Source organism: Winogradskyella marina, assembly GCF_015645385.1.
Taxonomy (GTDB): domain Bacteria; phylum Bacteroidota; class Bacteroidia; order Flavobacteriales; family Flavobacteriaceae; genus Winogradskyella; species Winogradskyella marina.
Map to the genome: position 1 here is coordinate 42548 of NZ_JADOET010000012.1, position 23948 is coordinate 66495.

The following is a 23948-nucleotide window of genomic DNA, read 5'->3' on the forward strand; positions in this document are numbered from 1 at the left end:
ATTGATTAATTAGGCACCACCAATATTTCTACACGCCTATTTTTACTTCTATTTTCATCGGAATCATTTTCTACTATCGGTTTTGATTCTCCATAGCCTTTTTCTTGCCATTTAAACTCTGTGCTCGGTATTAATTGTCTTAAGGCTTTAGATACACTTTTGGCACGCGCTAAAGACAAGGTTTTATTGGTTGCATCACTGCCCACATCATCAGTATGCCCTTCTACGATGACTTTTCCTTTTTTTAGTACTGTGATGCTATTTACTAATTCTTTTAAGGCATTTATACCTGCTGGTTTTAGTTCACTTTTACCTGTATCGAATAATACTTGGCTGTCTAAATTTAAACGCATGGCAGAACCAATAGCGGCAATGGCATCGACATCGGCACCTGGAATGCCACTTTTTTCTTTAAGATCTTTAAAGCGTACATAGTAAAAGAGGTCATTTGGTTTTACATAAGGTGCAATATCTACCTCAGCGACTCCTCCATCTATCTTTCCTATTTTTATCCAAGATTTTCCGTCTTTTGATATTTCTAACTCTGTGGGTTCTAATTGCCCTATTTCGAACAAGTATAAATCCGGACCATTAACATCTACCAAAGCATTATCTGTAAACCGAATCGTTAGTGTGCCTGCAAGTCCAAGGCTGTAAATCCCAGTAGCATCATCAAAGGATTCAATAACATCGGGTTCTCCAAGCACATTATTGACCTCTTGTGTTAAAAGTTGTGGGTGATTAACGTGTACAACCTCATCTGCAAAAGACAATGGCCCTAATGGCAAGTACACTGTTTTATTGAGATTACCAACATAGCTTACGCCAACGTCATCTCCGTAAAATAAATCTGGATTTAACGCTTTAAATTTCCGTTTCGCTGCTTCCGATTTACGAACAATATCTTTATGAAAATAAGTAACAGTCTTTTTCCTGTATGCAATGGCACGTTGGTATTTTGGACTGGCTTTTAATGTTCCTGAAGCGATTGCCTGATCGGTTGCTTCCAACTCAGCGAGTAATTCTCTAGACTCTTTTTCACTATGCATTTGGCGTGATTTATCTTGAAGTTCTTTCATTTTTTGTTCTTCTTCATCACTAGATTTGACCTCATTTTTCCGCTCCACATCTCCCATCACATAACCGGCTTCTGTAAGATCTAATTGAGACATCATATTAGTGCCTGCTAAAGAATCTATAGTTTTTAATTTTGCCATGGTTGCTTCAGGACCCGATTCTGCTTGGACTATTAAAATAGCTTCTTCTAAGGACACGCCTGTTGGTGTTTTTTTTGAAGCTAATTGTTCTTTTGTTAGCTTTCCTTTTAGAACAGGTTCTTCGTTATCACGAGCTTCTAGCCTTTCCTTCATAGCTTGTTGTGCAAGTACTTTAAGACTGTCTGGATTGTTGATGAGTTTTTCCAATGATTCACGTGACACTCCGCTTTCTACCAACATGTCAATCAGCATTTCGGGATCCAATTGAAAATCCACTTCACCATTTCTTTTAGAACCTTCAACCATGTTTTTTCCCATGTTGAAAAGGTCGTTTAACTCCGAGTTCGAGCTTTTATTTGAAATGTTATCCGCATCATTAATTGAGGGTACAGATTCTTGATTGATACCTGAGTTTAAACCCGAGTTCAAATCACTAGGATTGTTTAGGTCTTTGGATTTATCTGGACTATTACCACAGGAATGCATTATAAAACCAATGGCTAAAAGAAGAACTATTTTTTTCATAACGTTTGTTTATTTTGAGATTCTTGCGGCTTTTAGCGCTTGTAACGTCTGTCCTACTTGTGTTTCGTAAGTACCTAAACTGATGAGCTGCCTACTAGATGCGCAATCTCTTATATTGTTGAGATCCGCTTTCATTGACACTATATAATCATCAAATCTAGTATCATAGGCTGTCTTCATTTCTTTCATGGCAGGTCTTACTTTGTGCAATAAAATTGACGTCCATCCAATGCCTCCTCCTCCAGGCAAACTAGACATATTATTACCCCAAGTGATATAATCACTTAACACAGTTGATTTAAAAAAATAATATTGTTGCAAATGAATATAATAGGCATAATGGGTCGTAAAATCTTCTAAATGTTGATCCATGCAATCGAGGCATTCTTCTCGTACTTCACAATAGATTAAAATTTCATTACCTGGATTACTTTCAGTTTCGTCGTCATTATTATCTTCATTCTCTGCCTCCAATCTTTCAACGGCTGCTTGGAGCCTTCGTACTTGTCTTCTTAATTGTTCGAGTTCTTCGGCAGTTCGGTCAACTGGGAGTATTCTTTGATCTCCATCGGTTTCCTCTCCGGACATATTGTCCCTAAAATCCCGATTAAAATCATCGGTAGCCTCTTGCATTTGTCTATTGACCTCTGCTGCTGCTTCAGGAGACAATTCGTTTGAACTTTGATTAGGTCTTAATCTTATCAATGCGGTAGTTTCACCTCCATCGTTTGACACATAGGCGTCTCTATCCATGGCTGGAATCAAACCAGGATCATCATATGAAACAGGTACTTGATCGACCACGTTATTATTGGCATAATCCAAAAAAACGTCAGGTTGATCAGCCATAGGCACACTAATTGGTACTGGACTTTGAGACATCATCAATTGTGAAAAACCAAAACAAAGCATAACTAATAGTGTGTTTTTTACGGGCTTTTTCTTTAAAAGGAATATGCCAAACAGTATTACTATTATTGACAAGAGACCAATAATAATGTACAAAAGTGTGTTGTTCCCATCGGAACTTCCCGTTGTTGCCACCGTACTTTGTGACGTATTAGAAGAAGAATTGCCACCAAAAGGGTCACCATGAATACCAAGACTACGTAGATGCTTGGCATATTCTTCCTTATCATCGGTAACACGAATGACAGACTGGGTAGATGGAAATTGTAAACCAACCCTAACGCTTATTAAATAGGGAATGCCAGCAACCTCTGAACTTACACCAAGACCCAACAAATTTTTAGTCCTAAATACTTTATCCACAAATTTCTTACCGTTGGTAGAAATTTTAGCTTCTTCGCTATCCCAATTATTTTTGTGAAATGTAAGATCTATATTATGATTTGGTGCTTTTGATACTATCCTAACCATAACTGGAGCTTTAATACTTAGGTCATTAATCACAAATCGTTGTAAGGAATCGGCGCCTCCAGTTGTCCATTCGACCGCACCTGTATAAGTACCATCATCATGTTTATCCAATGCAATTTCATGAGTTATTATTTTACCGAAATTATCTATTAGTTGCGCAAAACTTAAATAGCTAAAGGCAACAAACAAAAGTGTGAGTATGGTTTTCATAGTAATGATGTTTTAAAAATTTAATTAGAACCAAAAACTTTAGAGAGATCGGAGTAGCCTACTCCACTAAATTGTATGGGAGAAAAAGAAATAACTGCCATAGATGCATCTTCTAAATTACCTTCCTCAAAACGGATTTTCATATTAGAGACCTCAGCAGTACCAGATGCAGCTGTAGCATGAGACAAATCTATGGTTCCTGAAATTTCGCTATCCGGTAAACGTTGACCTCCTTCATGAAGCAGCTGGTACATGGCACTCATAGTACCACCGCCATTTTTGGGTTGTTTAATATCTGCCGTAACTTTTTCTAATGCTTTGGTATCTCCATCATAAAAAAGCTGCACACTTTCTGAGCCTTTATCTAACTTCTTGGTAAACGTTATTATAGCCGTACGTTTTTTTGTTTTGGCATGTGTATTAACAATACCTGATGCTTTGGTGTAAGCCCAATCTTTTCCGTTTATTTTACATAGAAAGGTGCCTTTATTTGTTGATTCACTTTTGGTTGCTGTGTCTTTATTTGCAATTTCCACAGTTGCAGTTTCGGTTGTTTCGCTTTGTTCTAATGCATTGGTTTCATTACTTTCTTTGCAAGATGTGAGCGTGATAATAAGTACTAATAATACTATGTATGGTTTCATGGTTTTGATTTTATTGGTTATTGGCTTCTATTTTTTCAACACGCGATATGAGGTTGTTAAGGGTCGTTTTTAAAGAAGAATTGTCTGCTGACATGGTTTCTATTTGTGTGTTCTGTCCATCAATAATACCTTGTTGCTCTTGCAACGCTTTTATTAATATGGGAATCAACTCTGTATAAGACAAGGTTATTAAGTCTGCTTCTTCTACATAATTTGTGATACTTGGAAAGATTTTTTGTACTTCTTGGGAGATTAAACCTAGGTTACGTTTTGTATCCTTTTGGTCTTTCATTACGTAACTCACAGGATTGAGTTGCATCACTTTGTTGAGTGTGCCGTTGTCTAAAGCAGTGATGTCTTTTTTGGTATGTCTATCTGAAATAGAAGAATAATTACCTGTAGATTCACTAAAAAACCCACGATAACTACCATTTCTATACATGGATAAACTTCCATTTGGTCGTGTTTCAAGGCGCCATGATGAGGTCGCGTCTGATATATGCTTTATTGTTAATGGTCCTCCTATATCCATTTCTTCAGTAACATCTAAAGTGCCGTTTATACGTATTAAATTGGTATCAAATTCACCATAAATAAGTGGATTACTTGATTGACCATTATTTATATATAATTTATTATCACCATTTGAAGGATTTGTACCTGCAGAATTACCTATAAACACATTATCGTTTCCTGTATTAGAGATTCCTGCACTGCGACCAATAGCTATGTTACCATTTCCTATTAAATTAGATTGAAGTGCGCTAGGTCCAATAGCGACATTACCAACACCAGATGTATTGCTATACAGCGATAAGTACCCTAAACTTGTATTAAAATTACCACCATCATCATCAATTCCTGCACCATGACCAAGGAATATAGAATAACCATTTCCATCTGATTTTCCATCATTTAAATCGTTTACTCCTATGTGAATATTATTAACGTTCACTCTCTCGGCATATTTAGCATAAGGCACATACAAAAACGGCGTTGAACCCATGTCTACAAACGAAGTACCTCCTGTAATGTCAATTTCAACTCTTAAAGAAAAATTAATATAGTGCCAAGGAAGATTAGAAAAAATACCTGTTGGAGTTCCTTCGCCGATATTAATTATAACAATACCATTATCATCGGTTGTAGTTGAATGAGTTTCTTGGTAATAATCGTTATTACTTTCGAAAATAGTAAACCGTAATGTTACATCTTGTTCAGCAAGCACATTGCCAAGATCGTCTTTAATAAGAGCTTTGTAATTAATGCCTTGTTGCGCAAAAGTTGAAACCGTTATCAATAATGATACGACTAATGTGATTATATTTTTTTTCATGTTCTTGTCTTTTTAATTACTTGATTTTGACTCTATAAGGTTTAAGCGTGTTACTAAAGCTTCTATAGATTTATCCTGGGTAATATCTTTTTCTTTTAGCAATGAATTATCTGCTGTTATTGTTTCAATTAGATTGTTTTGCCCATCAATAATGCCTTGCTGCTCTTGTAATGCTTTTATGAGTACAGGAATAAGTTCCGTATAAGACAATGTGATTAAGTCTGCTTCTTCAACATAATTGGTAATACTTGGAAAGATTTTTTGAACTTCTTGGGAGATTAAACCTAGGTTACGTTTTGTATCCTTTTGGTCTTTCATTACATAACTCACAGGATTAAGTTGCATCACTTTATTGAGGGTACCATTTTCTAAAGATGTGATGTCTTTTTTGGTACGTCTATCAGAAATAGATGAATAATTACCTGTAGATTCACTAAAAAACCCACGATAACTACCATTTCTATACATGGATAAACTTCCATTTGGTCGTGTTTCAAGTCGCCATGTGGACGTAGCATCTGATGCGTTTTGAATTGTTAAAGGACCATCAACATGTCCGTTGATATTTAAATAATTAGTATCAGCATATTCTTTAGTGATTAATGCTTTATCTCCAGCAGTATTTATTTGAGTTATGCTAAATGAAGGAGCAGTAATGGTTCCATTTTTTAAAATACGGAAAGCATCGCTATAACTTATAATATTACCAGTTCTAAAGCCATTTCCAATCGAAAATAACTTATCGGTTTGAACCCATGAACTTGTACTATTTGGTGTTTGAGTTAAGTTATAGCTGCCTATTGCTGTTTCTGCATAAGATTGGGCATTAGTCTTAACTCCTATTGTTGTGGAATTATCACCCATGGCACCATTCAAGCTTGCGTCAAAGGTTGAGTTATTATAACTTAAATCTACAGCGTTTCTTCCTATATTTGCATAATAATCGGGATTGCTACCAGCTAATCGCCAGCCATAAATTGGGAGATTAGTGTCAGGGTCTATGCTCTCTGAAATTTTTTCCAAACCCGAAGGAACGGTTATTGTTGGTTGATTGGTTAAATCGTTATAATCACCACTAAAAACATTATCAGCATGAATTGCCATTGGGACTTTTTTGAAATTAGATTCACCAAAATCTACAAATGTGCCATCTCTTTCTATATCTATTTCTGTGTTAAGTGTAATGTTAGGAAGCCAAAAATTATTAGGAAAACTTCCTGTTATAATCTCACCTTCTCCTATAGTAACAATTGCAATACCATTACTATCTGTCGTGGTTGAATGACGTTCTTGATAGGACGCAATAAAAACAGGTCCTTCGAGCGTTTGAACTGTGAATCGTATATCAATTTCTTGATTGCTTAAAACGTTCCCGTTTGTATCTTTTATTAGTGCTTTATAATTAAAACCAGTTTGCGCATAACTTGAAATTGACATCAAACAAATAGCAAGCACTGCAAATAGTACCTTACTCATTTTTAGATATTTTCTTTGGAAGTTGTGAATCTGTAATTTCATAATACTATTTTTTAAAAGTGGTTGTTTTTATGACTTTGTTTTTATGCGTTATTTTTAAAATATAGGTGCCTTTTTTTAAATGATTGACATTAAGATAAATACGACACTCAGGAAACTGATCTATTTCACCTTTAATGCTGTTTATTTTTTTAACCATTGCAACGATTTTACTACTGTAAGGAAGAAGTATGTCATAAATGTAAAATGTAAAACATGAGACAGTTATTACTTATGTAACAATTGTTATGACTATTGTAACACGCTAGTAATATCAAGGCTTACAAGAGGTTTTAAAGTGAAATTATTTAGGATTAGTTTGATAAACAAATGAAGATCACTTACTTAAACAAGCTCAAAACGAGTCGCTTTTATCCCGATACCTATTGGAAAAGAACCAAGGCTACAACATGGAGATGCCTACTGTAATTTTATGAAATAAAATCATTGTAATTAAAATTGATTTCGGTGAGGTTTGAATCAACTTTGTTTTGCAAACTCAGATGGTGTGCAGTTATAGCTTTCTTTAAAGCATTTTGTAAAATATGAATGATCATTAAACCCTACAGAATAGCCGACTTGAGATACATTAATCTCAGACGTTTTTAATAAATTGGCTGCCAGTTTTAGACGTTGCGAACGAATAAATTCGGATGCTGTTAGACCTGTTAATGCTTTTAATTTTCTGTGCAATTGCATACGGCTCATCCCAACGGCATCTGAAAATTCTGTAACATTAAAGGACGGTTCAATTAGGTTTCGTTCTAAAACAACCTCTACTTTGTTAAGGAATTTTTCGTCTAAATTGGTAACTGATAAATCTTTGGGTAGCAATACCAATTCTTGGCTATACCGTAATTGTAATTGTCGTCTAGACGCAATTAGCTTTTCAACCTTAAGGGCTAATAATTTTTTGTTAAATGGTTTGGTAATATAATCATCCGCACCGCTATCAACACCTTTAAATTTACTTTCTACTCCTGCTTTAGCTGTGAGTAATATAATAGGAATGTGGGCCGTTCGTTCATCATTTTTCAATTCTTCTGTTAGAGAAATGCCATCTTTTTTTGGCATCATAACATCAGAAATAATAAGGTCTGGAATCTGCTCTAAAGCCAAATCTACTCCAATTTTCCCATTAGGAGCCGAAATAATATTATAGTGCTCTTCAAAAATTTGAATCAATAACTGTCTTAAGTCATCATTATCTTCAACGATTAATACGATTGGTAAGTAACTATCCGCAATAACTTCTTCATCTTCAAGTGTTGGGTTGAGGTAAACTGGTACTTCTGTTTCAACCTTCGTATTAGACGTTACTGTAATAACATCCTTTTTAAAGCTTTTTCTATCCACAGAAAGACGAAGTTGAAAGGACGTTTCTTTATCTACTTCACTTTTAACTTCAATTTTACCATGATGTAAGGCAACAAGTTCCTTTACCAAGGCTAAACCGATTCCGGAACCTTGATTTTGTGCATTGGTTTGGTAAAACCGTTCGAAAATATTGTTGCGTTCAAAAGGTGTTAGACCTCTACCTGAGTTTGTAACGTTTAAAAATAGTTCTTCATTTTCTATATAAGCTTCACACACAATTGTACCATTAGTCGGTGTGTATTTTAAAGCATTAGACAATAAATTAATGCTTATTTTTTCAATGACATCTTTATCAAACCAAACCGCATCTTCTGCTTGTGCAATAACAATTGTATATATTATATTCTTTTGTTTAGCAGCATAAGAAAAGGATTCACTTAAACCCGAAATAAATTGAAGCACATTACCGCGTTGCAATTGTAATTTTAAATGCCCTTCATCAATTTTAGAAAGATCTAGTAATTGGTTAACAAGTTCTAAAAGGCGTTCGGAATTTTGTTTAGCTACTGTAAATTGTTGACGCTTTTTGTCTGAGATTGAAGCATCAGCCAAGGTGTCCTCAATAGGACTTGCTATTAGTGTTAATGGTGTACGAAACTCATGCGAAATATTCGTAAAAAAATTAGTTTTGAGCGCATCTAACTCTCGCAACTTGGTGTTGGTTTTTTTTCGATTACGAAAAAGTAGGTATAAAAATAATCCAGCAATCGTAGTAATACCAACCACGCTAAGTAATATAATTTTTTGATTCTTGCTGCGTTGTTCAATTATTTCTTTTTCAGATTTTAGCAAACTGATTTCTTGTTCCTTTTTATTGGTTTGGTATGCCGTTTCAAGTTCAGATACATTTTTCTTATTAAATTCCGTTTGAATTATAGTAAGATGTTGCCTTGCTTTTTCTGAAGCCTTAAACGCTGCTTCAAAATTTCCAAGATTAAAATAAACACTTGCTAAAACATCTTGAATTGCATACTTATTATCTTCACGCACAAAGAAAGCGTTCTCCATTAATTTTTGAGATGTATTGAGGTGCTGCAATGCTGTTTTTGGATCACCATTATTATTATAAAATTCTGCAACTTTATAATTAGAAATGGCTTGCCTTAACGTATCTGTTGTTTTAGTAATAGCTATTAATTCTTTCTTAAAATAATGTAATGCAGAATCCTTTTGGTTTTCTCTATCATATAGGTTCGCCAACCCATTATAAATAAGCGATTTTCTAAGATGGTTATCATTAGATATCGTATTCTCTAATGCCATTTGGTAGTTGGCAATTGCTTTTTCAGGCTGATTTCTTTGTGTGTATATATAGGCCTTTTTTTCATAAAGAATAGCGGCTGGTACATTGAGTGCATGCGCATTATAAAAATTAATACTGTCTTTGCTTAATTCTAAACCATCCTTTACAATATTAAGTCCATCAGTAATATTCTTACTCATTTGAGGAAAAAAACTAGTATCATTTTCTGTACGTGAATCATATAACACGTTAATAATACTAACCTTAGTCATTGCTGCTAAAAATTTATGATCTTGCCGGACTTCTAAAAGCGAATCTAACTTTAAGAAATGTACTAATGCACGTTCATCTTTGGTTCTGTGATAATACAATGCACCTCTGTTATGGTACATATATTCTAAAGCCTTCCATTGCTTATTCTTAATAGCGAGTGGTTCGGACTCATCTATATATGACAAGGCCTTGTCTAAGTCGGGTTCATAAGTACTCAGAATCCCAACAATGTCTACTTGTAAAGAATCTGCTTTAAGGCGTTTTGCTAAATTATAGCTGATTTTTGCATAATAATATGAGCTATCATGTTGTCCTTCGTCACTTAAATCTTTAGACTTTTTAATAAGATTTTTTAAAGAATCTATTTGCTTTGGATTTTGTCCAAAGCAAAAAAAGGGCATTAAAAAGAAAACTACTATGTATCTTAAATTCATACAATTAACTAATGACCTTTTAAAGATAAGTCAATATTATGAATATGTACGTTAAGAATGCTTATTTGCGTATTCCGTAGGGCTGCAACCATAGAGTTCTTTAAAACATTTGGCGAAATAAGAATGGTCATTAAAACCTACAGAATACCCAACTTGTGACATATTAATATCAGAAGATTTTAAAAATTCCGTAGCTAATTTTAGACGTTGCGAACGAATAAATTCAGAGGCAGAAAGACCAGTTAAGGCTTTTATTTTGCGATGTAATTGCATACGGCTCATTCCAACCGCTTCTGAAAATTCTGTCACATTGAAAGACGGATCAATAAGACTGTCGTTTAAAGTTAGCTGTACTTTTTCAAGAAATTGTTCATCTAAATTAGTGAACGCAACATCTTTTGGCAGCAATACCAATTCCTGACTGTAACGTGCTTGGAGTTGTCGTCTAGATTCAATTAGCTTTTCAACCTTTAAGGCTAGTAATTTTTTATCAAATGGCTTGGTGATATAATCATCTGCACCTGTATCTATGCCTTTAAACTGACTTTCTACCTCTGCTTTTGCTGTGAGTAAAACAATAGGAATATGTGCCGAACGTTCATCTGTTTTTAACTCTTCAGTTAATGTAATTCCATCTTTTTCGGGCATCATAATATCCGAAATCACAAGATCTGGAATGTGCTCTAAAGCTAACTCAACACCTATTTGTCCATTAGAAGCTGTAAGCACGTTGTAATTACTTTCAAAGGATTGTTTTAATAAATTTCTTAAATCGTCGTTGTCTTCTACAATCAATAAAATTGGTAAATCACTATCTTGAAATTCGTCATCGTCTTCCATCGAAACGCTAACGAAAGATGGGATGCTATTCTCAATTTCATTATGAGATGTCACTAATGTAGTGTCTTTTTTAAAGCTGTTTTTATCTATGGATAACGTAAGGCTAAATGACGTTTCTTCATTAGCCACGCTGTGCACCTCAATAGTTCCATTATGTAAATCAACTAATTCTTTAACCAACGACAAACCAATTCCGGAACCTTGATTTTGTTCGTTAGTTTGGTAAAAACGTTCAAAAATATTTTTTAATTCATAGGATGTTAAGCCTTTTCCTGAGTTTGTTACCGTTAAGAATAATCTTTTATTTTCCAAATGTGCTCTACACGACACCATCCCATTATGAGGTGTATATTTTAAAGCATTAGACAATAAGTTAATGGTTATCTTTTCTACGACGTCTTTATCGTACCAAACTGCTGCTTTACTTTGACTAACATCAATTTGATAGGCAATATTTTTCTGTTCTGCATAATAAGAAAACGAATGACTTAAAGCAGAAATAAGCTGCAATACATTGCCTTTTTGAAGATGTAATTTTAAATGACCTGCATCAATTTTAGACAAATCTAATATCTGATTTACCAGTTCTAGCAATCGTTCAGAATTTTGCTTTGCAACAGTAAATTGATATCGTTTTTTATCCGATATCGTCTCGTCTGAAAGCATATCCTCAATAGGACTTGAAATCAATGTCAATGGTGTACGAAACTCATGAGAAATATTGGTGAAAAAGTTGGACTTGAGTGCGTCCAGTTCTTTTAATTTTGTGTTTGTTTTTTGACGATTACGATAGAGAAAAAACATAAACAATCCGGCAATTGTAGTTATACCGATGCCACCTAGCATTACATTTTGTTGATTTTTTTTCTGTTGTTCTACAATTTCATTTTGTGATTTTAATAAGGCTATTTCTTGCTCTTTTTTTTCGGTTTGGTATTTGGCTTCAAGTTCAAATGTTTTTTCTTTTATACTCTTTTCATCAACTTTTTTTTGAATATCGATATAATTATCGTAAGCCTCCAACGCCAAAGATAAATCGTTATTTTTTCTATAAACTTCAATTAACTTCTCTGTTATTTGAAGCTCTTTGCTAAAATCATTTATTGCCTTACACTCTTTTATCGCAGATTTAAAATAGTCAATAGCTTTTTGAAATTGATTTATGTTAACATAAAAATCACCAAGATAAACTAGTCCTCGTATTTGGTAGAATCTGTTTTTAGAATTTACTGCAAGATCATAATATAATTTATAGTCTTTTTCTGCATCCTTAATTCTATTCATCTTAACCAACAAAAATCCTCTTACAATAACACCATATGAATAGGAGTTGACTTCTGGTGCATGCTTCTGGTGGTAATCAACTGACTCGTTTAGTAGTATTAAAGCATTATCATAATTGCCTAATGCTGTTTCTACTTGAGAAATAGCAATATTCACTTCTTGAACACCAAATGTATTATTTAGTTCTTTATATAATGTTTTAGCGGTATTAAAATACTCTAAAGCAGTTTCATCACCATGAGTTTTACGGACACAGAAACCTAAGTAGTTATTAACTTGTGCTCTCTTTTTAGATATTACAAATTTTGGAGATTTCTCAAAAATAGAATCTGCTGTAGTATAACTTTTAAATGCATTACTATAATCATACTTCTGTAACCACATATTTCCAATAGACATATGACTTCTTCCTGTTAAATCAATTCTATTACTAAAATTTATACTTTTGTTAAAATAAACCAACGCAGAATCATATATACCACTCTTTGTATACTCTAAACCAATTAATTCGTGTAAATAATAATTATAAATGCTTGAAGTGCTTAAATCTTTTATGCCTTTTTTATATTGAGAAATCGTTGAATCTGTATTGTATTTCCTTTTTTTCCAATTTCCAATTTTGGAATGTATCAGAAATATCCCGTAATTAAATTTATTCTCCTTAGACAGTGCTAGAATTTTTTCAAACTTTTCGAGTTGTAGGATCGTATCTGATTCTTTATCTGCAGCTTCTATAAGGGTAGTAATATGTAATGAGTCAGACACTTTAATTTGTGCAAACGAATAAAAGCTAAATACTAACGAAAAAAGAAAATTGAGACATTTCATAAGACTGATGAGAAGTTAGTTCATAAACTTACACAATATTATGAAAATCAACCGATTACAACTACAACATATGTAACAAAATAGGTTACATACCTTATAATCCTGCTATTCTCGTTAAAAAAATGGAAAATATAATGGTGATAAATCAAACCGAAGTCTGTATTTATCACACAACAATAGAACTAGTGAAGTGCCCTTAAAATTTAAATCGTCTCTTTTATAATTCTTGCCATCTTATCTGCACGTGCTTTGACTTCATCCTCTGTCCAAGACAACTTTATTAAACACGAAATATTACGAGCAATATACTTATCACTTTGTTCAAAGGTTTTTGTTTGAAGATATTCTAAACCGTCTTTGACCTCTTTTGATATTGGCATTAATGATTTTAAATCTTTAAGATGATGCCATTCCTTAATGTAGTGCCAATTGTTTTGGTAATAATTCCAACACGCATCTACTCCATTTACTTTAAAAGCTTCAATCACTTTTTGCGAAGATTCTAAATCGGGCAAAAAGAAATTTAAAAAGGCATAACTTTCTTCTCCTCCTTTAGGAACAGTTCTAAAGGTTACACCAGGAACTCTGGCCAATGCATTTCTTAAAATAGTATAGTTCTTTTTCTGAATTTCAATAAATTCTGGCAAACGTCTAACTTGTGCTAAACCAACAGCTGCATGCAATTCTGAAATTCTAAAATTATAGCCTAAAAACGGATGGGTTTCTGCTCCTCTATCGTTACCCACATGATCGTGACCGTGATCGCTGTAATGGTCAGCATTTATATAGTACTCTTTATTATTTGTTACTACAGCACCACCTTCACCGCAGGTAATCGTCTTTACAAAGTCGAATGAAAAACAACCCAAATCTGCAATACTTCCTAATGGTTTTCCTTTGTATGTACCTCCAATAGCCTGACAAGCATCTTCTATAAATAATAAATTATGTGCATTACAAATGTTTTGCAAAGCATCCATATCTCCCATACTTCCACACATTTGCACCACCATAACCGCTTTTGTTTTCGGTGTAATAGCAGCTTCAACTGCTTTTGGGTCTAACGTAAGTGTATCATCAATATCTACTAAAATTGGAATCGCTCCAAGCATCATAATAGCTTCAAAACTCGCTACAAAGGTGAATGTTGGCATAATAACCTCATCTCCTGCACCAACTCCTGCCGATGCTAAGGCTACAGATACTGCAGCAGTTCCGCTAGAAACCAATTGAACATGATTAGTCTGAAACGTGGTTGCCAATTCTGCTTCCAACTCTTTAGCTTTCCAATGGCCTTTTCGCATGCCATCAAAACCATAGCGCATTAATACTCCGTTGTCTAAAACATCATTAACTTCTTTGCGTTCTAAATCGCTAAATAACTCGAATCCTGGCATAGTGAATTTTAATTTTATTATGTTTTTTCAGTCGAAAAACAAAGATATCATTTTACCTATTTGAAGGTGTTAAAAACGGCTATAATTCTATAACTGTTTTTGACAAAGGTTGTCTTACTTTTTTAAAATCGGCAAACATATCATCATCTGCTCTATAACCAACAGGCAATAACAAAACAGAACTTAAGCCATGCTTATCTAAATCTAATTTTTTATCTAAGGCTTCAGGTAAAAAACCTTCCATAGGACAACTATCGATACCTTCTACTGCACAAACGGTCATTAAATTACCCAAAGCGATATAAGCTTGTCTGGTTGCCCAACCAACTTTTTTATCACTTTGCATATCGTTAATCGTAGATATCATTTGTTCTTTAAAGGGTTCTAGAATTGCGTCTGGTGTATTTCTTATCGCTTTAATTGTTTCAAAATGTGTATTTACATCCGTATCATCAATCTCATTTTGAATACATAACACCAACAAATGGGAAGCCTCTACAACTTGACGTTGACCATAAGCGACTTCAACCAATTTTTCTCGATCCATTTTATCTTCAACAATAACTAGTTTTAAAGTTTGTAAACCATAAGACAAAGCTGTTAAATTAAACGCTTCCTTTAAAGTCTCTAATTTTTCTTGAGATAGTATTTTAGTAGCATCAAATTTTTTGGTCGCATAACGCCATTGCAACTTTTCTATAATGGACATTTGTTCTTAATTTTTGTCAAAAATACATAATATATCCTTTCAACTATAAATTGACTTCGCGTCGAAATTCTAAAATAAAAAAAGCTGAATAACATAAAACGTTATTCAGCTTTGAACTCTTATTTTATTTTAAAAATATTATCGCTTCAAAGTAAAATTTGCTTGAAACTCTTTTCGAACTCCACTACTCGGCTCGTCATATTCTACAGTAAACCAATAATCACTTGTTGGCAAAGCCTTACCATTAACTGTACCGTTCCAGCCCTCTCCATCCGGACTTAGTTGCTTTAATAATTTTCCGTAACGATCGAAGATATAAATTATGCCATTACTACCAATACCTTCAATGTTCCAAGTGTCATTATTTCCATCACCATTTGGTGTGAAATACAATGGATAATCGATAACAAAAATAGATTCCGTGGTGATTCCACAACCGTTTTTATCTCTTGCTATAATTTCATGTTCTCCTGTAGACACATTAGAAAATATACCTTTGTTTAACTATTAAATGTTTCGCTTTTTTATATCCATAATTTTTCAACATCTGTTAATTTAGGAATCTTCACATTCCAATTGTATTTATCTTTTAATTTTACTCTGAATGCATCTAGCGCACTTGGCTCTCCATGAATTAAATAGACATGCTCGGGTACGTTTTTAATATCGCTTAGCCAATCCAATAAATCTTGTTGATCACCATGTGCAGATAAACTCTCTATACTTTTTATAGTAGCTTTTACAGGATAGTATTTACCAAAAAAACGAATTTCATGTGCTCCTTCTAAAAGTTGTCTACCCCGTGTACCTTCAGCCTGATAGCCTACTAATAGCACAGTAGTTGATGGTTCATCTATCAGCTGTTGTAAATAAGAGAGTACTCTTCCGCCTGTAACCATTCCACTTCCTGCAATAATAATTTTAGACCTTCTATCATCAATAGTTTCCCAAGTTTCTTTATAAGATCGAATAATATTTACATGGTTACACATGGCATTATAATCTTCTCTAGCGATTTTATGCCATTCGGGAAAACGTTTAAAAACATCAAGGACATTATTGCCCATGGGACTGTCTACGAAAATTGGAATGTTCGGAATTTTATTTTTCTTGTACAATTTCCAAAGCAGAAACATCAAGGTTTGTAAACGTTCTACCGCAAAACTTGGTATAATTAGATTTCCGTTATTTTGTAAGGTTTCTAGAACGATAGCTGTGAGTACATCTTCTGCATTTTCTTCGGGATGTAATTTGTTTCCGTAGGTACTTTCAATACATAAAACATCTGCCCATTCTGGTTTTTTTGGGTCTTTAAGTAAATAATCATTACGCCTACCTATATCTCCAGAAAACACATAACGCTTAGCATTGATATCTATTTCTATAAATGTTGATCCTATAATATGACCGTTATATTGAAATCGGTATGAGATATGCTCTGATAATGGTATCCAATTATCTACCTGCGCTATTTCAAATTGTTTTATGGTGTTTTCGGCGTCCTTAATGGTGTAAAATGGTAAAGCAGGATTGTGCTTGCTATATTTTTCTTTGTTCGCTTTTTCGGCTTCTTCTTCATGAATTTTTCCACTATCTTTTAGAATAATTTCGGCAATAGCCAGTGTAGGTGCGGATCCTTTTATTTTACCTTTAAATCCTTGTTTTATTAAGCGTGGTAAATATCCAACATGATCTAAATGCCCATGAGTAAGCAACACCACATCAATTGATGGCACATCAATAGGTAGATTCTCCCAATTAAGTTCTCTCAATTCTTTTAGGCCTTGAAACATACCGCAATCCACTAGTATATTTTTTTCTGATGTTTCAATTAAAAATTTAGATCCAGTAACAACTCCTGCGGCACCTAAAAAATTAAGTTTTACAAATTTTTCCATGATTCTTTATTTAGCTAGCCACATAATTGGATAATTTCATTTAAAATTTTCTTTTTCCTTGTCTCAGAAACCCCAAGATGATCTAAGTAAAATTTATCGTCAATTAAATCTCTACACAACACCACCGATCTACTCAGAAGGAATTGTTTTTCTCGTTTACTCAGCAAGGTTGATGCGGTTATGGGATATAAGCCTAATCGGTCAATTCTATCTTTTATACCATCATTAGTTGGATAATCCCAACTTAATAAATACAAACCACAGCAATTACCATATTGTAGCGCGTCTTTGGTGAATCTTGTATTGGTCACTACCCAACCTGGAGTGAGTCTGTTTTTACTTTTGGTAATTTTGTTCCAATTGGTTTTTATATCTTGATATCTCGAATTAATATATAAAGGAATTTTCACATTGCATTTGAGTCCTTGTTCACTATGAAATTTACACTCAATTATAGTGGACGTATTGTTTTTATCAGCAATAACATCAATTTCATGTGTAACACATTTACCATTTAATAAGGTTCCTACTTCAGTTTTATAACCTGAATATTTTAAAAGGGCACTCACAAAATCTTCAAAAGGAAAACCCGTTGGTCCCAATTCATAAATAGCCTTTTTGAGTTTATACTTTGAAGCGTATGGATGCTTACATTTTTTAAGTAAAGCAAAGGCCCTATTGTAAATTTCTTTAGTTGAAATACCATGATAAAGTTCATCGATCACTTTATCTAAAATATCACTTACTACCTTATCGTTTGCCCCTGTTCTATTGAGAGAATTGCGTAATTTTTCTAACGAAAATTTTACCTTTTCGCCAGAATTTTTAATAATATCTATGTTCTCAATATGCATACGATACGTTTATAAGCTTAATTCTAATCTTTATTATTTTGAGTATTATATGTAACAATCATAATCAATAGGGTTAAATGACATATTAATCAACACAAGGAATTACCAGGAATGGCACTTTTGGTTGGAATCCAATATTATGTACAACAGGCTCGTTCATAATATTTTCAATAAAACTGTGTTTGTAATTTATCATTGTGAGAATATCGATATCAAGATCATCAATAAAATCGTTTATTTCACGTGTTTTCTTTGCGTAATCTGGCATCCAATGGAATGTGTGTGGATGGTTTTCTAAATATACTTTTAACATAGATAAGTTATACTCTTGTGTACTTGTTAAATCGCTGTTTTTAGTGATATGAAGAATTCTAATTTTAGAGTTATATATTCCTGACAAGTATTTTAATGGCTCTAATTCATCTCCATAAAACCTATTAAAATCTGTTGGGAATGCAATTTGTTTTGGTTCCACAAAATTAAATTCATCCGGAACGACTAAGGTTGGACACAATTTCGTTTTTAAAGTGTTCACAGTATTACTTCCGAAGAAAAACTCTTTTGTTTTTGAGGCTCCTTTTGTTCCCATTACAACAAGGTCTATCTTATGCTTTTCTACAGCTACGTCTATAGCACTTTGTAAGTAATCTTTGCTTAAGATAACCTCAAAACTATGATTCGCATTAGAGTTAGCAGCCTCTGACATTTCCTTCAACTCAAATAATTGTCTTAATGCGTCATTTTTTACAGTCTCTACATATGTTGTTGTGATATATGTTCTAGAGGCATTAACTGAAACAGACCACGCATGCAAAAAATAAAATGTACACTCAACATCTGCGTATAATTTTAGTGCATAAACTGCTGCGCTCCATGCATTGTCTGAAAAATCTGTTGGTAGTAATATATGTTTTCTCATGATGATTTATATTTATTATTAAAGATCTATTGCTATTTATAACGCTGCGGGAATGACTAAAAAAGGAACATTTAAATTAAAGCCTATCTGATTAATTGTATTTTTAAAAAACAGATTCTCAAAGAAAGAATGTTTATTGTTTACCATTACTAAGAGGTTAATTTTTTGCTTTATTTGAAATTCATTTATCGCTTTTGGTATTTCCGTATGTCTAACTTGATGAAATAAAAATGCAAAGTCCTTAAACATAAATTCTAATGTTTCCTTATTTGAGACCTGCTTTTTATTCAATTCATAACCAGTGGATACATGTAAAGCATTTAGTCTAGAATGATTTACGGCGACGAGATCTTTTAAAATTTTAAGGTTTGTATCGTTATAGTTAACATCCAAATCAGTTGGAAATAAAATCTCATGTGGTGCTTCAAAAGAAAAGTTTGATGGCACTGCTAGAATTGGACATTTCACTTCTTTAAAAACATGAACCGTATTAGAGCCAAAAAGCACTTCGTTTGCTCCAGTAGCACCTTTAGTTCCCATGACTATAAAATCAATGTTATATTCTTCAACAAATTCTTTGATACCAGACACTAACGTATCGAATCTTGCATAGGTTTCAAATTTATGCTTAGGGTTATTATGTTCATCATTTAATGCAGTAACTATGGCTTCTAAATTGTCTTGCGATGTTTTTCTAACCGCATCTCCCAGTCCAAATTGAGCCGGATAACCGAGAACATATTCCACATGGTAAATTACAGGTGTATACGCATTAAATACGTAAAACGTACAGTCTTCATCTTTTAATAGTTGAAGAGCATAATTTATAGCATTCCGAGAGTTTTCGGAGAAATCAGTAGGAAGTAGTACAGATAGCATAACGATTGTTTTTATAACTTATGACTAAAGTTAAGGTGTTGTAAAACAAAAAACTATGATATATATCAGATACGTATATACGTAACCCAAAAAGACACCCAACTTAAATGAGTTGGGTGTCTAGTTGGATTAATAGCAAATAATAAAATAACTGATATAAAGGTAGCCGCTTTATTGCATTTAAAATATGATATATATCAGGTTTAGTAAAAATTAATTATGAGTTTCAATTGTATAAAAATTAAACAGGTACAATATTATATGCGATATTTAGTAGAAAAATACCTATTAAAAATAATAAGGTATAAATAACCTGAACCATTTTTATATTTATAATCTCTAACCAATACACCGTTGGTTTTGGAAACATAAATAAGGCTAATCCAAAAAACAAAGAAAACCAACCGATTAGCGTAATTATGAGTTTATGGTTAGGCTCCCATATATTGTGAAACAGTATATTTAATAGCCCAACAATTATAGCTATAAACGAAAAAACAATTAAAAATTTTTGATCTTTAAGGTCATTAAACACCTGCTTTATTCGTTTAGGATTTAGGCTTAATATCAAGAAGAAAATGATAAGATACCATCCCCAAAACTTTGTTAAAAATATTGAACTGTCCATAATTAAAGTGTTTTATTCATGTATTACCAAAAATGGTATATCTGTGTGATACGTAATTTTTTCTACATTAGAATGAAATAGTATACTTTGAAAATAATTAAGATTCTTAGCCACCATAACAATCATATTAATAGCTCTACTCTCCACAAAGCATTGTAAAGCGTCTTCCACATTTCTATTGGTTAAACAATGAAAACTCGGTTCAAATTCATCAAAATAGTCATTTAAGACATCTTTATTTTGAAGTTGTTCTGTATTTAACTTTGTATCTTTTTTATGAATATGTACAATACGTAAACTCGCTTTTACCATTTTTAAAATGTTGATAAATGGTTGAAGCGCCATGAGATCGTACGAGAGATTAAAGTCTGTTGGAAAAGCAATTTCTTTAAGTGGAGAATATTTTGCAGCTTCTGGAACTACAAGTGCGGTACATTTTACTTTTGTTATTACATCACCTGTATTACTTCCTACAATATATTCTCTGAGACCAGACGCACCTTTAGTTCCCATGACAAGTAAGTCTATCTTTTTCTTTTTAACACATGTTCTAATAGACTCTAAGAAAAATCCATAATCGGCAAGTGTATAAAATTTATGATTTGTATTAGGTTGACGTTTGTCGTTAATTTCTTTTAGTAAGGCTTTTAATCTAAGCTTTGAGGGTTTAATATATATCTCCTCTATTTGATCTTTTGTAGGTGAATAACTACTATCTCCAGCCATAAAAGTATCCATTCTACTGACATGAAGCAGATAAAAATTACAAACTACTGGATCAAAAAAATCAATAGCGTAAGAAATGGCATTCCATGAGTTGTCAGAAAAATCTGTTGGCAATAAAATGTTCATCGTTTAAATTTCTAAGGATATACAAATCTAAATCGATGAGGATTATTAAACTATGATATTAATCATATTGAATGGGTTAGTAGATAAGCTTTGCTTAAAATTCTAAAAGTTCAAAAGGATTGTTTTTATAAAAACCATATTAATTTATATCATGTAATTTTTGAAGGTCTAAAATTTTAATATTTCTACCTTGCATTTCTATGATACCGTCTTTCTTAAACGCTGACATGGTTCTTATCAATGTTTCTGTTGCAATACCTGCAACACTTGCCAAATCATTCCTAGAGATTACAATAGGTTCATTTGGTTTCGTGTTTAACTTTTCGGCAAACCTAATAATTGTAGCAGCTGTTTTACGTTGTACAGAACTGTAAGCCATTTGCAGTAATTGGTCTTTAACACCAGTTATATCTTCAGTTAATAACTGAATAACCTCTAATGTTACTTTGTGGTTTTCCTCTAATATAGCGGTTAAATCTGATTTAGTTACACCTGCCAATTCAACATCTTTCATGGCAATTGCAGTTTCTCTATAGGGCACATTTTGAGTAAAAGAAGTATAACCAAAGAGATCATCTTCAGTATGTATAGCTGTTGTTAATTCTTTTCCTTTATCATCAAATTTATAACACTTTACAACCCCTTTTAGTATTAAATAAATGTAATTAGAGTTTTGTCCTTCCTTATAAATAACATCATTTTTTTCATAACTAGAAATGCTGCCATTATCATCAAAGAAATTCTTTAAGTCGCTTAATGTTCGTAGTTCATCTTCGTTTGTTGTTGTTGTTGTTGATGTTTGAAGAGACTCTTGCTCTTCCTTTAATAAAGCTACTTTTGCAATTCTACTTTCAATAGCATTAATAATTTCCTCTTCACTAAACGGTTTTGTAATATAATCATCAGCACCCATATCCATACCTCTTCTTACATCTTGTCGTTCAGTTTTGGCAGATAAGAAAATAAACGGGATAAACTTTGTACTACTATCTTTAGACAAGCCTTCTAAAACACCATAACCATCTAAAATAGGCATCATAATATCACAAACAATAATATCTGGCTGATTTGCTTGCGCCATTTCGAGCCCTAATTTTCCATTTTCAGCCGTGAGGACTTCGTAATCGGACAGTTCTAATAATTCGGCTGTGTTTTCTCTTAATACCGTATCGTCTTCTATTAATAGTACTTTTTTCATTCTTGTGCTTTGTTGGGTAATTCAATAATAAATGTTGAACCTTTTTGCTCAGTGCTTGTAAACGCAATATTGCCATTTAATTTCTCTAAATGGTCTTTAACAATATTTAAACCAATACCAGTACCTTGCATAAGAAGGGCGTTTTCCGCTCTAAAATAACGTTGGAATATGTTTTTTTGATCCTTCTTTGGAATACCAATACCATTGTCAATAACCTTGAAAATTGTGGTATCCTTATTTTGTGAAATTTCAATATCTATTATCGTATTTTCATTTGAATATTTAATAGCATTATATATTAAATTAGATAAGGCTAATTCTAAAATTTTTTCATCTTGAAATAACGATAAATCGTCAATATTTTCAGGGTAGTTAATACGCTGGCCACGCTTTAATACCATATTGGCATTATAAATCACTTCATTTAACACCTTACTTATTTTAAAGGTAGAAAACTTATAATTAACCTTTCCTTTATCGAGCTTTTCTACAGAAAGAAAATCATTTAGAATCACATTGAGGTATTGGACCTTATCTGTAATGGTAGCTATATGTTTTTCACGTTTATCTTGCTGTTCAGTGCGTTTATATTTACTGAGCAACATGGTTGATGTTAATATGCCGCTTAAAGGTGTTTTAAATTCGTGAGACACCATAGAAAGAAATTTTGTTTTTAAATCGTTAAGTTCTTTTTCTACGGCTAATGCAGATTTTAATTCTTCCGTTCTTAGCTCCACTGTTTTTTCTAATCGTTCCGTGTAATTTTTTTGTTCAGTGATGTCTAAAATAATAGCCACATAAACAGCTCTATCTCCTAATTTGGAGCGCTGTAGATGAACACTAACAGGGTAAGTACTACCAGATTTTCGTTGGTGTAAAGCCTCAAACTCAATTTTTTCAATTGAATCATTGTTTAGTACTTCAACTTCATTTCTAAACTGTTCTTCATTATAATTAGGTTTTATATCTAAAGGTGTCATAGATTTTAACTCCTCTAAAGTATAACCTATATTTTTTTTAGCACCTTCATTAACATTAATAAAATTTAAAGTGATTGCATCAAACACATAAATTTCATTAAGTGATTCTAGAAATATTTTGGCTAAATGATTTTTTTCTTGTTCTAATTTTTTCCGTTCGGTAATATCTATGACTAATGCCATAATATAATTTTTACCATGAAAGGTAAACGGATTTAAACTCGCTTCAATAGGAAAAATGCTGCCATCTTTTTTTGCACCAAAGATGTCCCGACCATGTCCCATGCTTCGTTGCTTATTTTCCTTTACAAAGCCCTTAAAATGTGCACCATGTTTTGCATGATAATTCTGTGGAATTAAAATATTTAAGGTTTCATTAGAAAGCTCACCTTCATCATAACCAAACATAATTTCGCCTGCTTTATTTACCTGTACAATATTTTGCTGTTCGTCAACCACTACAACTCCTTCAGAAATTGAATCTAAAAGAACATTAAAAATGTTTTGGTCTTGCTCAAACATGGTTGG

General features: G+C 32.9%; 19 protein-coding genes. All 19 read right to left on the bottom strand.

Translation table 11 applies throughout. The features are described 5' to 3' along the window. Positions 1-5: 5 nt before the first annotated feature. Positions 6-1742: an OmpA family protein gene (locus ITJ86_RS13220; RefSeq protein WP_195872127.1), complete on the bottom strand. Its 1737-nt coding sequence runs from the start codon at positions 1740-1742 to the stop codon at positions 6-8. A gap of 9 nt (positions 1743-1751) precedes the next feature. Beyond that, entirely contained in the window at positions 1752-3122 is a 1371-nt protein-coding gene (locus tag ITJ86_RS13225; RefSeq protein ID WP_195872128.1) for a hypothetical protein, read from the bottom strand. A gap of 230 nt (positions 3123-3352) precedes the next feature. Next, positions 3353-3976: a hypothetical protein gene (locus ITJ86_RS13230; protein WP_195872129.1), complete on the bottom strand. Its 624-nt coding sequence runs from the start codon at positions 3974-3976 to the stop codon at positions 3353-3355. Positions 3977-3986: 10 nt separating this feature from the next. After that, complete coding sequence (locus ITJ86_RS13235; protein WP_195872130.1) at positions 3987-5312, bottom strand: tail fiber domain-containing protein; 1326 nt, start codon at positions 5310-5312, stop codon at positions 3987-3989. A gap of 12 nt (positions 5313-5324) precedes the next feature. Further along, positions 5325-6788 (bottom strand): tail fiber domain-containing protein, encoded by a 1464-nt coding sequence (locus ITJ86_RS13240; RefSeq protein WP_195872131.1) that lies wholly within the window; start codon positions 6786-6788, stop codon positions 5325-5327. 46 nt (positions 6789-6834) lie between these two features. After that, on the bottom strand, positions 6835-6987 hold the full coding sequence (locus ITJ86_RS13245; RefSeq protein ID WP_195872132.1) for a hypothetical protein: 153 nt from the start codon (positions 6985-6987) through the stop codon (positions 6835-6837). Between the two features lie 320 nt (positions 6988-7307). After that, the gene (locus ITJ86_RS13250; RefSeq protein WP_195872133.1) at positions 7308-10154 is read right to left on the bottom strand and encodes a response regulator; all 2847 of its coding nucleotides are present in this window, start codon (positions 10152-10154) and stop codon (positions 7308-7310) included. Positions 10155-10205: 51 nt separating this feature from the next. Next, the gene (locus ITJ86_RS17540; RefSeq protein ID WP_195872134.1) at positions 10206-13043 is read right to left on the bottom strand and encodes a response regulator; all 2838 of its coding nucleotides are present in this window, start codon (positions 13041-13043) and stop codon (positions 10206-10208) included. A 266-nt stretch (positions 13044-13309) separates the two neighbouring features. After that, on the bottom strand, positions 13310-14503 hold the full coding sequence (locus ITJ86_RS13260; RefSeq protein ID WP_195872135.1) for a DegT/DnrJ/EryC1/StrS family aminotransferase: 1194 nt from the start codon (positions 14501-14503) through the stop codon (positions 13310-13312). 79 nt (positions 14504-14582) lie between these two features. Beyond that, complete coding sequence (locus ITJ86_RS13265; protein WP_195872136.1) at positions 14583-15212, bottom strand: NAD(P)H-dependent oxidoreductase; 630 nt, start codon at positions 15210-15212, stop codon at positions 14583-14585. A 138-nt stretch (positions 15213-15350) separates the two neighbouring features. After that, positions 15351-15692 (bottom strand): T9SS type B sorting domain-containing protein, encoded by a 342-nt coding sequence (locus ITJ86_RS13270; protein ID WP_225034632.1) that lies wholly within the window; start codon positions 15690-15692, stop codon positions 15351-15353. Between the two features lie 44 nt (positions 15693-15736). Further along, positions 15737-17110: an MBL fold metallo-hydrolase RNA specificity domain-containing protein gene (locus ITJ86_RS13275; protein ID WP_195872137.1), complete on the bottom strand. Its 1374-nt coding sequence runs from the start codon at positions 17108-17110 to the stop codon at positions 15737-15739. Between the two features lie 14 nt (positions 17111-17124). After that, positions 17125-17964, bottom strand: a complete 840-nt coding sequence (locus tag ITJ86_RS13280; RefSeq protein WP_195872138.1) for an ATP cone domain-containing protein — start codon at positions 17962-17964, stop codon at positions 17125-17127. Positions 17965-18049: 85 nt separating this feature from the next. Beyond that, the gene (locus tag ITJ86_RS13285; RefSeq protein ID WP_195872139.1) at positions 18050-18883 is read right to left on the bottom strand and encodes a universal stress protein; all 834 of its coding nucleotides are present in this window, start codon (positions 18881-18883) and stop codon (positions 18050-18052) included. A 36-nt stretch (positions 18884-18919) separates the two neighbouring features. Next, positions 18920-19762 carry a universal stress protein gene (locus ITJ86_RS13290; RefSeq protein ID WP_195872140.1) on the bottom strand — a complete coding sequence of 281 codons (843 nt, stop codon included), beginning with the start codon at positions 19760-19762 and terminating at the stop codon, positions 18920-18922. A gap of 241 nt (positions 19763-20003) precedes the next feature. Then, positions 20004-20390, bottom strand: a complete 387-nt coding sequence (locus ITJ86_RS13295; protein WP_195872141.1) for a hypothetical protein — start codon at positions 20388-20390, stop codon at positions 20004-20006. 12 nt (positions 20391-20402) lie between these two features. Beyond that, the gene (locus ITJ86_RS13300; protein ID WP_195872142.1) at positions 20403-21242 is read right to left on the bottom strand and encodes a universal stress protein; all 840 of its coding nucleotides are present in this window, start codon (positions 21240-21242) and stop codon (positions 20403-20405) included. A gap of 139 nt (positions 21243-21381) precedes the next feature. Beyond that, on the bottom strand, positions 21382-22440 hold the full coding sequence (locus ITJ86_RS13305; protein WP_195872143.1) for a response regulator: 1059 nt from the start codon (positions 22438-22440) through the stop codon (positions 21382-21384). Further along, positions 22437-23942, bottom strand: a complete 1506-nt coding sequence (locus ITJ86_RS13310) for a sensor histidine kinase (protein ID WP_195872144.1) — start codon at positions 23940-23942, stop codon at positions 22437-22439. Before ITJ86_RS13310 ends, ITJ86_RS13305 begins: the two co-directional genes overlap by 4 nt. Between the last annotated feature and the right edge of the window lie 6 nt (positions 23943-23948).

What these genes read in the sequence shown, in the direction of transcription:
- ITJ86_RS13225 (WP_195872128.1), bottom strand. Translation starts at nt 3,122, where the DNA reads ATGGTTAGGATAGTATCAAAAGCACCAAATCATAATATAGATCTTACA.
- ITJ86_RS13310 (WP_195872144.1), bottom strand. Translation starts at nt 23,942, where the DNA reads ATGTTTGAGCAAGACCAAAACATTTTTAATGTTCTTTTAGATTCAATT.
- ITJ86_RS13245 (WP_195872132.1), bottom strand. Translation starts at nt 6,987, where the DNA reads ATGGTTAAAAAAATAAACAGCATTAAAGGTGAAATAGATCAGTTTCCT.
- ITJ86_RS13265 (WP_195872136.1), bottom strand. Translation starts at nt 15,212, where the DNA reads ATGTCCATTATAGAAAAGTTGCAATGGCGTTATGCGACCAAAAAATTT.
- ITJ86_RS13295 (WP_195872141.1), bottom strand. Translation starts at nt 20,390, where the DNA reads ATGGACAGTTCAATATTTTTAACAAAGTTTTGGGGATGGTATCTTATC.
- ITJ86_RS13285 (WP_195872139.1), bottom strand. Translation starts at nt 18,883, where the DNA reads ATGAGAAAACATATATTACTACCAACAGATTTTTCAGACAATGCATGG.
- ITJ86_RS13305 (WP_195872143.1), bottom strand. Translation starts at nt 22,440, where the DNA reads ATGAAAAAAGTACTATTAATAGAAGACGATACGGTATTAAGAGAAAAC.
- ITJ86_RS13280 (WP_195872138.1), bottom strand. Translation starts at nt 17,964, where the DNA reads ATGCATATTGAGAACATAGATATTATTAAAAATTCTGGCGAAAAGGTA.
- ITJ86_RS13220 (WP_195872127.1), bottom strand. Translation starts at nt 1,742, where the DNA reads ATGAAAAAAATAGTTCTTCTTTTAGCCATTGGTTTTATAATGCATTCC.
- ITJ86_RS13290 (WP_195872140.1), bottom strand. Translation starts at nt 19,762, where the DNA reads ATGCTATCTGTACTACTTCCTACTGATTTCTCCGAAAACTCTCGGAAT.
- ITJ86_RS13275 (WP_195872137.1), bottom strand. Translation starts at nt 17,110, where the DNA reads ATGGAAAAATTTGTAAAACTTAATTTTTTAGGTGCCGCAGGAGTTGTT.
- ITJ86_RS13235 (WP_195872130.1), bottom strand. Translation starts at nt 5,312, where the DNA reads ATGAAAAAAAATATAATCACATTAGTCGTATCATTATTGATAACGGTT.
- ITJ86_RS13250 (WP_195872133.1), bottom strand. Translation starts at nt 10,154, where the DNA reads ATGAATTTAAGATACATAGTAGTTTTCTTTTTAATGCCCTTTTTTTGC.
- ITJ86_RS13240 (WP_195872131.1), bottom strand. Translation starts at nt 6,788, where the DNA reads ATGAGTAAGGTACTATTTGCAGTGCTTGCTATTTGTTTGATGTCAATT.
- ITJ86_RS13260 (WP_195872135.1), bottom strand. Translation starts at nt 14,503, where the DNA reads ATGCCAGGATTCGAGTTATTTAGCGATTTAGAACGCAAAGAAGTTAAT.
- ITJ86_RS13300 (WP_195872142.1), bottom strand. Translation starts at nt 21,242, where the DNA reads ATGAACATTTTATTGCCAACAGATTTTTCTGACAACTCATGGAATGCC.
- ITJ86_RS13230 (WP_195872129.1), bottom strand. Translation starts at nt 3,976, where the DNA reads ATGAAACCATACATAGTATTATTAGTACTTATTATCACGCTCACATCT.